This window comes from Pseudomonas amygdali (genome assembly GCF_002699855.1).
Classification (GTDB): domain Bacteria; phylum Pseudomonadota; class Gammaproteobacteria; order Pseudomonadales; family Pseudomonadaceae; genus Aquipseudomonas; species Aquipseudomonas amygdali.
Genome location: NZ_LKBW01000056.1, coordinates 1 through 12,183, shown reverse-complemented (window position 1 = coordinate 12,183; position 12,183 = coordinate 1). Strand labels below are relative to the sequence as shown.

At 58.7% G+C, this 12,183-nt stretch carries 8 protein-coding genes and 2 pseudogenes; 6 read left to right on the top strand and 4 right to left on the bottom strand.

The features are described from left to right. The 4 genes and pseudogenes from AO277_RS06105 to AO277_RS06090 all read right to left on the bottom strand — a co-directional run. On the bottom strand, positions 1-1,066 hold a 1,066-nt coding region (locus AO277_RS06105), incomplete at its 3' end, for a histidine kinase dimerization/phospho-acceptor domain-containing protein (RefSeq protein WP_257214192.1). Continuing rightward, positions 1,056-1,733 carry a heavy metal response regulator transcription factor gene (locus tag AO277_RS06100; RefSeq protein WP_002552331.1) on the bottom strand — a complete coding sequence of 226 codons (678 nt, stop codon included), beginning with the start codon at positions 1,731-1,733 and terminating at the stop codon, positions 1,056-1,058. The genes AO277_RS06105 and AO277_RS06100, both read right to left, overlap by 11 nt. A gap of 10 nt (positions 1,734-1,743) precedes the next feature. After that, a pseudogene (locus AO277_RS06095) lies at positions 1,744-4,820 on the bottom strand (efflux RND transporter permease subunit). After that, positions 4,817-5,983, bottom strand: a complete 1,167-nt coding sequence (locus tag AO277_RS06090) for an efflux RND transporter periplasmic adaptor subunit (protein WP_044319751.1) — start codon at positions 5,981-5,983, stop codon at positions 4,817-4,819. The pseudogene AO277_RS06095 and the gene AO277_RS06090 overlap by 4 nt, the downstream one beginning before the upstream one ends. Positions 5,984-6,276: 293 nt before the next feature. On the opposite strand from AO277_RS06090, the gene AO277_RS06085 reads away from it, so the two are divergent. The 6 genes and pseudogenes from AO277_RS06085 to AO277_RS06060 form a co-directional block, all read left to right on the top strand. After that, the gene (locus AO277_RS06085; RefSeq protein ID WP_002552333.1) at positions 6,277-6,654 is read left to right on the top strand and encodes a hypothetical protein; all 378 of its coding nucleotides are present in this window, start codon (positions 6,277-6,279) and stop codon (positions 6,652-6,654) included. A gap of 307 nt (positions 6,655-6,961) precedes the next feature. Next, positions 6,962-7,546: a fimbrial protein gene (locus tag AO277_RS06080; RefSeq protein ID WP_002552334.1), complete on the top strand. Its 585-nt coding sequence runs from the start codon at positions 6,962-6,964 to the stop codon at positions 7,544-7,546. A 63-nt stretch (positions 7,547-7,609) separates the two neighbouring features. Continuing rightward, positions 7,610-8,371 carry a fimbrial biogenesis chaperone gene (locus tag AO277_RS06075; protein WP_002552335.1) on the top strand — a complete coding sequence of 254 codons (762 nt, stop codon included), beginning with the start codon at positions 7,610-7,612 and terminating at the stop codon, positions 8,369-8,371. A gap of 130 nt (positions 8,372-8,501) precedes the next feature. Then, positions 8,502-11,045 (top strand): fimbria/pilus outer membrane usher protein, encoded by a 2,544-nt coding sequence (locus tag AO277_RS06070; RefSeq protein WP_080899345.1) that lies wholly within the window; start codon positions 8,502-8,504, stop codon positions 11,043-11,045. Then, positions 11,042-11,827 carry a fimbrial biogenesis chaperone gene (locus AO277_RS06065; RefSeq protein ID WP_044319752.1) on the top strand — a complete coding sequence of 262 codons (786 nt, stop codon included), beginning with the start codon at positions 11,042-11,044 and terminating at the stop codon, positions 11,825-11,827. Before AO277_RS06070 ends, AO277_RS06065 begins: the two co-directional genes overlap by 4 nt. A gap of 1 nt (position 11,828) precedes the next feature. Then, a pseudogene (locus tag AO277_RS06060) lies at positions 11,829-12,183 on the top strand (hypothetical protein); the annotation flags it as partial.

Genomic DNA, 12,183 nt, shown 5'->3' with positions numbered 1-12,183 from the left:
CAGGATGCAGGCCGCCAAGGCAGCGTAAGTGGATAATTGTCCAACCTTCGGGGGGGCATACCACTTGCACGTGGGCATCTTCCAGAATGAAATCCAGGTAATCCAGCGTGGTGGCGACTTCGTCTGCCAGTGACGCGCAGGTCTGTGCTTTGACCTTGGTGCCTTGATCCGCGCTGGCCAGAAACCGCATGTCGTTGATGATCGAGCGCAAACGCTCCAGCTCTTCGAGGTTTGATTGCAACACCTCGAAATAATGCTCGGCAGAGCGGCCGCGGGTCAGCGCCACCTGGGTCTGGCCGATAAGGTTGGTCAGCGGTGAGCGAAGCTCATGTGCCACATCGGCATTGAACGACTCGAGTCTTGAGTAGGCCTGCTCGACCCGTTCCAGCGTGGAGTTGAACGAGGCTACGAACTGTTCAAGCTCCGGTGGCAGCGGCGACAGCTGCAAGCGTCCGGACAGCCGTGGCGGGGCGAGCTTCTGGACTTCCTGCGATAGGCTGGTCAACGGACGCAGGCCAATACGCGCGACCCAGTAACCAAGCGCCGAAGCCAGCAAAATACCCAGCGTGGCCAGGCTGATCAGCGCGACCAGCAGCGAGTGTTGGGTATGCCAGAATGTCTCGGTATCGATGGCGGTCAGAAAACGCAGTGCCGGGCGCTGTTCCTTGGCCGGGAATTCGCTGACCAGCACCTTGAATGCGAACGGGTGATCGGCCAGCTTCAGGTCATGCATACCCGGTGCGCCTTGCGCGAAACGACGAATGTTCGCGTCCGGGTTGCCGAATTCGTACAGCGGGTTGTCGCTGACTACCCAGAAACGCAAGCGCTTGTCTTCCTCGCTGAGCAACTCCAGTTTTGCCTTGATCTTGCCCCAGTGCTCCGGGTTGCCGAAACGTCCGACAGCCGATTCCAGAACACTGTAGCGCGCATCGACTTCGGCACGCGGCAACAGGTCCAGGCTCTTGTCGACCTGCAGGTACAAGGCCCAGCCGATCAGCAGGAATACCACCAGTGCCACCAGCGCGAACAGCCCGCTGAGGCGCAGGGCGATCGAATCAACCCGCACTGCGGTTCTCCAGCACGTAGCCCATGCCACGAATGGTGTGTAGCAGTTTGTGTTCGTGAGGACCGTCCAGCTTGGCCCGCAAGCGTTTGATCGCGACTTCGACCACATTGGTATCACTGTCGAAGTTGATGTCCCAGACCATCTCGGCGATTGATGTCTTGGAGAGGATGTCGCCCTGGCGTCTGGCCAGCACGCTGAGCAGCGAAAACTCCTTGGCGGTCAGGTCCAGACGCATTCCGGCGCGGGTCGCCTTGCGGCTGATCAGGTCGATCCACAGGTCGGCGATGGTGATCTGCACCGGTTCGTGGCCGCCGCTTCGGCGGGTCAGGGCCTGCAGGCGGGCGACCAGTTCCAGAAAGGAAAACGGTTTGCCGAGATAGTCATCGGCACCTTCGCGCAGGCCGCGAATGCGGTCATCGACCTGCTCGCGAGCGGTCAGCATGATGACGGGCGTCTGCTTGCGCGCACGCAACGCACGCAGCACGCCAAAGCCGTCCAGGCCGGGCAACATCACATCAAGAATGATGATCGCGTGGTCGTTCTCCAGCGCCAGATGCAGACCTTCGATGCCATCGCGCGCCACGTCGACGGCGTAGCCCTGTTCGGTCAGGCCGCGACGCAGGTAGTCTGCGGTTTTCTCTTCGTCTTCGATAATCAGCACGCGCATCGGGTGACTCTCACTTGTGAAGGACCAGCGCGGGTGCGGCGGGCGCCGGGTGGCGTTTATGAAACAGCCGCTCCAGTTGCAGGTAAATGACAGGCGTAGTGAACAGGGTCAGCATCTGGCTCACCAGCAGGCCGCCGACCACTGCGATACCCAGCGGTTGACGCAGTTCGGCACCGACCCCGAAACCCAGCATCAGCGGCAGTGCGCCGAGCAGGGCGGCAAGGGTGGTCATGATAATCGGTCGGAAGCGGGTAATGCATGCCTCATAAATGGCCTCCTGTGGCGACAGGCCCTGCTCACGCTGCGCTTGCAGGGCAAAGTCCACGAGCAGAATGCCGTTCTTCTTGACGATGCCGATCAGCAGCACGATGCCGATCAGGGCCATGATCGAGAAGTCTTGCCCCATCATCCATAGCAGCAACAGCGCGCCGATACCTGCCGAGGGCAGGGTGGAGATAATGGTCAGCGGATGCACGAAGCTTTCATAAAGCACACCCAGAATGATGTACACCGCCACCAGCGCGGCGAGAATCAGCCACGGCTGGTTGGCCAGCGAACTCTGGAATGCCTGCGCCGCACCCTGAAAACTGCCGATGATCGAGGCGGGCATGCCGATCTCTTTCTTGGCCTGATCGAGCATGCTTACCGCGTCGCCCAGCGCGACTCCGGACGCCAGGTTGAATGACAGGTTGGCAGCCGGGAACATACCGTCGTGGCTGATCGACAGCGGGCCCATGCGCGGCGCACTGACTTTGGCCAGCGCCGAAAGTGGCACCATTTCATTGGTCAGCGGTGAGCGCAGGTAGAAGTAAGCCAGGCTTTCGGCCTTGCCACGCTGCTGGGCGTCCAGTTCGAGCATCACCTTGTACTGGTTGACCTCGGTCTGGTATTCGCTGATCTGCCGCTGGCCGAACGCATCGTACAGCGCCTGATCGACGTCGGCGGTGGTCAGGCCGAATCGCGCGGCAGCACTGCGATCAATATCGATATGGGTGACGCTGCCGCCCAGTTGCAAGTCGTTGGACATATCGCGAAACGCCGGATTGCTACGCAGCTTTTCAGTCAGCCGTTGCGTCCAGGTGTTGAGCAATTCGCCGTCGTTGCTCTTGAGCACGTACTGATACTGACTGCGACTCGGCCCGGAACTCAGGTTGATGTCCTGCCCGGCGCGCAGATACAGAACGATGCCGGGGACCTTTGCCAGTTTGGGGCGCAGGCGCGTTCAGAGCGCGGTTTGAGCGAGATCCAGAAGCGACCGTTGGCGATGGTCTGGTTGCTGCCTGACACACCGACTGAATGAGAGAACGCCAGCACTGCCGGGTCTGCACCGACGATTTTTGCCAGTTGCAGGTGTTTTTCCACCATGTCCGGGTAGGAAATGTCGGCAGCGGCCTCGGTGGTGCCGAGTGCAAAAGCAGTGTCCTGAACCGGAAAGAAGCCCTTGGGTATGAGGATGTAGCCGACCACCGCAAGCGCCAGGGTCAGGCCGAACACGCCGAGCATCAGTCGCTGATGGGCCAGCGCCTTACGCAAGCCTCGCTCGTAGGAAGCCAGCAAACGTTCACCGAAGCCCGGTTTCTGATGCGGGTTGTGCGTGGGGGCGCGCATGAACAATGCCGCAAGGGTCGGCGCCAGGGTCAGGGAGACGACCACCGAAATCAGAATGGTCGCAGTGGCGGTCAGGGCGAATTCCTTGAACAGTCGCCCGACCACGCCGCCCATGAACAACAGCGGGATGAACGCCGCCACCAGCGAGAAACTGATCGACACCACGGTAAAACCGATTTCCCCCGAGCCTTTTATGGCAGCCTCGCGCATGCCTTGTCCGGCTTCAAGGTGGCGATGGATGTTCTCCACCACCACGATAGCGTCGTCCACCACGAACCCGACCGCGACCACGATGGCTACCAATGTCAGGTTGTTCAGGCTGAAGCCGAACAGGTACATCATCGCAAAGCTGGCGATCAGCGATACCCCGAGCACCGCGCTGACGATCAGCGTGGCCGACAGCTGGCGCAGAAACAGTGCCATGACCGCCACCACCAGCAGCACCGCGATCATCAGGGTCAGTTCCACTTCGTGCAGCGAGGCACGAATGGTGCGGGTCCGGTCGTTGAGTACCGAGACGTCAACGGTGGCCGGGAGCATTTCCTGCAACCGTGGCAGTTCACGCTGGATGCGGTCCACGGTGTCGACAATGTTGGCGCCCGGCTGACGAAAAATAGCGATGTTGACGCCTTGCTGGTCGCCGGACCAGGCCTTGACGTAGGCGTTTTCCGAACCCGCGACCACCCGCGCCACATCCTTGAGCTGGACGGGGGCGCCGTTCTTGTAGGAAACGATCAGTTGCGCGTAGTCCTGCGGCTTGAACAACTGGTCGTTGGACGACAGTGTCGAAATGCTGTCCTTGCCGTATAAGGCAACTTTGGCCAGGTTAAGGCTGGTCTGTTGCACCGCCAGGCGAATGTCGGCCAGGGTCAGCCCCAGCGCGGCCAGTTTTTCGGGGGCGGCCTGCACACGAATCGCTGGCCTTTGCTGGCCGGTGATGAACACCTGGCCCACGCCTTAGATCTGGCTGAGCTGGCGCGCCAGGATGGTTTCGGTGACGTCGCTCAATTTGGTGCCGGGGATCAGACTGGAACTCACACTGAGGATCAGCACCGGGCTGTCGGCCGGGTTGACCTTGCGCCAGGTTGGCAGACTGGGCAGATCGGCCGGCAGGCGTCCGGCTGCGGTATTGATTGCGGCCTGGACTTCCTGGGCCGCAGTGTCGATGCTTTTGTTGAGGGTGAACTGCAGCGTAAGGTTGGTGGAGCCCAGTGCGCTGCTGGAGGTCATCTGGATCATGCCCGGTATCGCACTGAACTGCACTTCCAGTGGCGTGGCAACCGAAGACGCCATGGTTTCCGGGCTGGCACCGGGCAGCTGCGCGGTAACCTGGATGGTCGGGAACTCCGCTTCCGGCAACGGCGCAATCGGCAGTCGTGGAAAGGCAATGACCCCTAGCAGTACCAGTGCGAAGGTCAATAACAAGGTGGCCACCGGGTGGTCGATGCACCACGCCGATACCGAGCCTCGGCCACTCATCGTGCGTGCTCCACTTGCGCGCTTGCCACATCCGGGGCGGGTGCGCTGACCACTTCGACAGTTGCCCCCGGCCGCAGCCGCGACTGGCCGTCGCTGACCAGTACATCTCCGGCGTTTGGCCCGCTGATCAACGTCTGCTCGCTGTCCTGATAAAGCACCTTGACCGGTACCACTTCCACTTTTTTATCAGCAGTCAGTCGATAAACAAAGTGCTGATCGATCCCGCGCTGTACCACTTGTGGCGGTACCTTGAGCGAGTTGAGTTCGACACCGGTCTGGATCTTCACCGTGACCAGTTGCCCGGGCCACAGTTGTTCGCCGGGGTTTTTGAATTGAGCCTTGGCGCGGATCGTGCCGGTGGTTGCCGAAACCTGATTGTCGATCAGCGAAAGCGTGCCTTCGCCAAGTAGCAGTCCATTTGCTGCGCCGTCGCCCTGATACGCTTTGACCACCGCAGAGGTGCGCTCGGCAATAAGCCCCTGCAGGGTCGGTAACATTTGCTGAGGCAGAGAGAATTCCACCGCAATCGGGTCGATCTGTGTCACCGAAAACAGACCGGTAGCATCGCTGACGCGCAGGAAGTTGCCTTCATCGACATTGCGGATGCCGACCCTGCCAGTGACCGGCGAGCGAATCTGGGTGTAGGAGAGCTGCACCTGTGAGGCGTTGATGCTCGCTTCGTTGCCTTTCGCTGTGGCTTCGAGTTGCCTGACCAGTGCCTGCTGCTGATCGAATGTCTGGCGCGAAATGCCATTGTCCTGAGTGAGTTGGCGATAGCGCTTCAGGTCCAGTTGCGCGACATCAAGCTGCGCCTTGCTCTGCGCCAGCTGCGCGCGTGCCTGCTCCAGCGAGGCGCGGATCGATCGATCATCCAGCGTCGCCAGCAACTCGCCGGCCTTGACCTGTTGACCTTCCTTGACCAGCACGCGCGTCAGTACGCCATCTACCTGAGGACGGATCACCACACTTTGCAGTGACAGCACCGAACCGATACCTGTGACGAAACGTGGTACGTCCTCAATGCTGACCGTGATCACCTTCACAGGCACCGCAGTCACGGAGTTTTTCGGGAGTGTAGCGGGGCGTGTCAGTTTCCATCCGGCAATGGCCGCGCAGGCTATCAGCAGGACTACAGCGGTGACGGTCAGGGTCTGTCTGCGCATATGAAGAAAACGCCAAATGTCGGTACGGGAGTAATATTTTTTTAGGGCTTCCTTATAGCCTGCAAACCCGGTCAGCAGAATGACTTTTAGCTGTCAGGTTTGTCAGGAAGCCTCCACCGCGCATGGCGTGCAGTCAAGAAAATCCGCTAACGGACGATATCTATGTTGAAGAGATATTTGTCCAGATGTTTATAAAGTCCTAAGAGTTTTCCTACATTTTCCTAGGTCGGCTTCTGGCAGCTAATTCTCCCATCAACTTAACTCACTGTATGAGCCTATGAGTGGAGAACGCCATGAACAGTAAAAAATCGACCTGGAAATTTATGTTGAGGTGTTTGTTTCTTCGTCAAGGTTTGGGGGCCGTCATGGTGTCGATTCCCTTGCTGGCTGCGCCTGCTTTTTCATGGGCAAAGGACGGCGCATTGACGTTGCATGGCAGTATCGTCAACAGCAGTTGCGTGATTTCCGACATTAATGTGAATACGCCTGTTGCTCATGCGCGCATTTTGCAAGTTGCACCGGGCATCAATATGCAGGTGAGCACTGAACACAATGCATGTGGTGATCAGGCCGTGCCCTTTGTCGCGCAGTATCAGGTACTTCCGGTCGCCGAGACCGACGGCGAGGCCCTGCAGGCCCGCGCTGGAGTCATCACGTTGAGCTATCAATAAATACAGATCTGTATTATTTTTTCGACCGGACTGTCACCCACGCTTAAGTGACGGTCCCGTGTCCGGTCAGCCCTTTCAAAACTGAAAGCGCCGTGATTTAAAACATCGGCGCCACACTGTTTAACAGCCGTAATTAGCCTACTTGCGCAAGACGCCTGGTTATTCCTACAGACCTGTCCTGCGTGTCGTGTTGTGTTGTCTGCGGGTTAAAAGTTATCCAGCTGACAGCATCGAAATAGGTCTGGATCTATAGTGCTCACCGTCCGATAGCGGGCACACACGACATAACACAAGGAAGGTCGTTAGCATGAAAAAGCTTTCTCTTACATTGGCAGTTCTGGGCGTAATGGGCGTTGGCATGGCGGGTAACGTCAGTGCAGCGAACAACGGAAAAATGGTCTTCAATGGGACACTGACCAATATCTCCTGCGATGTGGGACCGGGCACAGGCGTCAGTTCGGGCACCAACCCTGGCGAAATCAATGTCGACCTGGGTAACGTTTCCTTCTCCGATATTGGTGTATCGAGTGAAAGTCGATTCGAAACGGCTGCGCCTATTCAGCTGCTGGTCAACTGTAGCGCGGGCGCAGATCAATACAGCATGGTCAAGATGCGCCTTACTGCCCGTAACGGCAGCGGCCTGGACAATAACGATGCCAAACTTCTGCGCACCACCGGCGCGGCAGATGGTGTCGGTATCGGCCTGCTCAATACCTCCAGCGTTCTGATGGACCTGAGCGGTGCTGAAACCGTCGACACCACGCTCATCAAGGATGGTGCCGGCGGCGCGACTGCTGAAATAAATTTTGGCGCGGTCTATGTGCTTAACGGCACGCCGACCAATCCGGGTAATGCCGATGGCTTCCTGCCGTTCGTGATGGATTACGAGTAACCGTGTCGGACAGGGCGGGCACGGCTCGCCCTGTCCCTTATCGAATTCAAGGCGAACGCCAGTATGTTTCCTGTTTTTTTTCGCTACACGATGCTTGTTGCGCTAGTGTGCTGTGCGTCCTCTGTTCAGGCGGGCATCGTATTGAATACGACGCGCGTCATTTATCAGGGTAATGAAAAAGAGGTCAGTCTGGGTGTTCATAACAGTGGCGGGGGAGAGATTCTCCTGCAGTCCTGGCTTGAATCTCCGACAGTGGCGACCAACAAGACTGATAACAACGACACCCCAGCGTATTTGCCTTTTATCGTCACGCCTGCGCTGACGCGCATGGCCGGAGGTGGCAAGCAACTGTTGCGCATCATTCATTCCGGTGCAGACATGCCCACTGATCGTGAATCAGTGTTATGGCTCAATGTGCAGGAAATCCCCCAGACTGCTGCCGAGAACACACTGCAGATTGCGATACGTCAGCGCATAAAAGTGTTCTTTCGGCCTGACGGTTTGCAGGGCGATCCGCAGCAGGCACCTGAACAGCTGAACTGGCAATCAATCGATAACGCGGGTGTGCAGGTGGAAAATCCAGGGCCCTATCACGTGTCCATGCTGAGGATTTCCATACGCCAACACGATAGTGAACTTGCCCGTCTCGACAGTCAGATGCTTGCCCCCCATCAACAGCTGCGTATCCCGTTGCTGCACACACCGGGAAGTGCGCCGTTGCTGGTGAGTTTCGTGAGTATCAATGACTACGGCGGGCAAGTGCCTTATCAAGTGACACTGGCCGATAAAGAACCGGGTCATGCCCACAAGGCCTTGCCTCGGTAACCTGCCACATCACACATCAGCGTTAACTGTTCAAACCGTTGGGCCTGCGTGACAAACCGGCCCGGCAGACCTGCGTCTGTGTAAAGGATTGCGCGGCGCGCGCGACAGCCGAAGTAGAGTGAAGACCGCTATGGAATGGCGCAAAAAGGATCACAAGGGAGTCATTGCACAGTTCGCTCTGCCTCAGCCACGACACTGTCCGCTGGGTACCGGCCTGGGGTTGACGTTGATGTTTTCGCTCAGCGCGTTCGCAGCCTCGCCTGGCGGTACTCGGGCTGACGGGACAGTCAAATTCAATACGGCATTTATCCAGGGAAGCGATCAGCCGCCTGACCTCCAGGAGTTTCTGCGTACCAACAGCGTACTGCCCGGCACTTATCGGGTTGATATTTACGTCAATCGCAAACTGAGCGGCAGGCGAGATATCGCCTTTTCAAAAAATCGGGTGTCTGGCCTGATTGAACCCTGTCTGTCGCTTGAAATGCTACAGAGCTTCGGTCTGGACCTGAGTCGCCTGCCTTCAGATGAAGGCGCTGCTCAGGGCTGTTTCGATTTGCCTGCGCGTGTCGAGTTTGCGCGCATCGACTATCAGTCCGGTGCGCTGCGACTCACTATCAGTGTGCCGCAAGCCGTTATGTCGCGGGGCGCTCGCGGTTATGTTTCACCGGAGCTTTGGGATCAGGGTGAGACGGCAGGTTTTATCAATTACAACGCCAATGGCAGCAGACGCCGTAACAAGGGTCTGGAAACGGACCAGTATTATCTCGGGATGCGAAATGGCCTGAACCTCGGGGCCTGGCGATTGCGCAATGAGTCCTCGCTGGTCGGCGGCAGTGATCGGCCCTGGCGTTATCGCAGCAATCGTACTTTCGCGCAGCGTGACATCACTTTCCTGAAAAGCCAGTTCACGGTGGGGGAGACCTTCAGCGACTCGCAGGTTTTCGACAGTGTTCGCTTCAAGTGCGCAGCACTGGCTTCTGACGATGGCATGCTGTCCGACAGCGAGCGCGCCTATGCCCCGGTCATCCGCGGGATTGCCGAGACCAACGCGACGGTGGAAGTTCGTCAGAACGGTTTTCTGCTGTACAGCGGCAGTGTTTCACCGGGGCCTTTCGAAATTGCCGATATCTACCCCAGTGGTTCCAACGGTGATTTGTCGGTGTCGATCATTGAGGCCGATGGGCGCGTACGGACTTTTACCCAGGCCTACGCATCGCTGCCGATCATGGTCCCCTGGGGATCCTTGCGCTACAGCCTGGCCGTCGGGCAGGTCGATAACAGTAATGATGTTCAAGCCTCTCCCGACTTTGCCAGCACAGCCCTGATCTATGGGCTTTCCGAGCGGATTACCGGGTTTGGGGGGCTGCAGCTGGCCGAAGATTATCAGGCCGCGAATATAGGTGCCGGGATCAATACCGGGCTGGGCGCAGTGTCGCTGGATATCACCCGATCTGTCAGTCAGGTTGCTCAACAGTCGCGCAGCGGCCAGAGCATACGGGTGCGCTATGCCAACACGCTGGACGTTACCGACACCACTCTGGCCGTGGCAGGTTACCGCTATTCCACTGAAGCGTACCGGACCCTGAGCCAGCACATCAGCGATACCGACCCGCAGAGACATGCGCTGTCCACTGGCCTGGCTCGGGATCGGCTTGAGCTAAGTGTTACCCAGATAGTGTCGAGCCACGCCGCATCGCTGAGTCTGACCGCTTCCGAGCAGCGCTACTGGAATCTGCCCGGCAAGACCCGGCAACTTTATCTGTCCTATAACGCTGCCTGGCAGACCGTCAATTACAGCCTGTCCATTGAACGCAACGAGGACTTCGGGCGAAACGGTGAAGCGAGCACCGACAATCGTGTTGCCTTGAGCGTGACCCTGCCACTCGGATCGAGCCCTGGTTCGTCGCGACTGTCTTTCAATGCCGTGCGCGACAGCACCGGTGAGTACAACGCTCAGACCGGGCTCAACGGCCAGGTGCTGGGGGATCGTGATACGTTTTATTCGGTACAGGCCGGGCATGACAGCAGCTCCGGCAGTTTCGGTGCCGGGAAGATCAGTACCACCACCGGGTTCGGTCGCTTCGAGGCAGGTTATAGCCAGGGCCAGGACTACGATGCATTCAGCCTGTCTGCGGCGGGTTCGCTGGTGGCTCACCCCGGAGGTGTGAACCTGGGGCAGGCGCTGGGTGAAACCTTCGCCCTGGTTCAGGTTCCGGACGTCAGCGGGGCTCGGTTGAAGTCCTTCAGTAAAGTCGAAACCGCAGGCAACGGCTATGCGGTTCTGCCCTATGCGCAGGCCTACCGAACCAATTGGGTCAGCCTGGATACCCTCCAGTTGGGTGCTGATGTCGACCTGGAAAATGCCATCACCCAGCTCGTACCGCGCCGGGGAGCGATACCGTTGGTGCGCTTCAAAGCCGTTGTGGGCCGCCGGGTCCAGTTTGAACTGGTGCGCGCCGACGGCAGCAAGGTACCGCTGGGTGCCAGTGTCGAGGATGAACAGGGCAGGGCGCTGGCGGTGGTCGACCCTGGCAGTCAGGCGCTGGTGCTCAGTGAGCAGGATGTCGGCAGCTTGCGGGTTCGCTGGTCTGATCAAAGTTGTCAGGCAGCATTCTCGCTGCCGCCCAGAGATCCGACCCGTGCCTACGAGCGGATCAGGGTGACATGCCAATGAGCGCCCTTGCTGATTCATGCCCGGCAATGTTGGCGGTGCTGCTGCTGATGGGCAGCGTTGGCGCACAAGGGGCTATTTCGCTGAGCGGAACACGGCTGGTCTTTGATGGCCAGTATCACGAAGCCAGTATCGAGGTGCGCAATCGAGGTGATTCGGAGGCGCTTTTTCAGGCCTGGCTAAGTGATGCCCAGGATGACGACGACACTCCACTGGTTCGGCGTAGAACGCTGCCGTTCGTGGTCACGCCGCCGCTTTCACGTCTGCCGGGCGGCGGCAGGCAGGTCCTGCGCGTTTTATATCAGGGCACAGGCATGCCGCAGGGGCGCGAGTCGCTGCTGCATTTGTATGTGCTTGAGGTGCCTCGACGGCAGGCAGGCACTCGTCAGTTGAATGTCGCCGTGCGTCAGCGCATCAATGTGTTTTACCGGCCCGTTGGTCTAGAGGGGGATCCGGCTGACACTGGCGCAAAGTTGCAGTGGACACTGACCCATGACGAGGCAGGCGTTTCCTTGCTGACGGTCCGTAACCCAATGCCTTATCACGTGTATCTGCAAGCGTTGCGCATTGACGCTGTTCAACTCAGCGAGTACCTGCTGCTGGCACCGGGCGCCCATTTTGAAATGGTTGTACCAGCGAGCGTTCTGCCCTCCGCAACCCATCGTTTTTCATACAAGGCGCTGACCGACTATGGCGGTCAGCGTACTTATTGCACACCGCTCAAGGGGCAGGCGGCCTTTACGGCCCGCTTGCTGGAGCCCCATTCCTTTCAGGACGAATGCTGATATGAAACGACTGTCTGCCAGACGCTGGCTGCTATCCACTGTGGTGTTGCTGATGCTGAATCCGGCCTCCGTCTTCGCGTTGGTCTGTACCACTCAAGGGGGCGGTGAAACCGAAATTCACGATGATCTGGGCAGTACGGTGGCGATTCCGGAGTCGATTCCCAACGGGGAAGTGGTGTGGCGTTCCGAGCCTGTGAATGTTCAGGTCGAATGTGCCAAGGACGGCTCGCAGTCTGTCGAGGAAGAGATTTTCATCTACCTGAACCCGGACAATCGTTTGATCGGTCAGGGTATTGAACCGCCCCGGGTTTCTCGGAGACCCTTTTGTTTGAGTCATGCCACCTGGGCAGACTCGG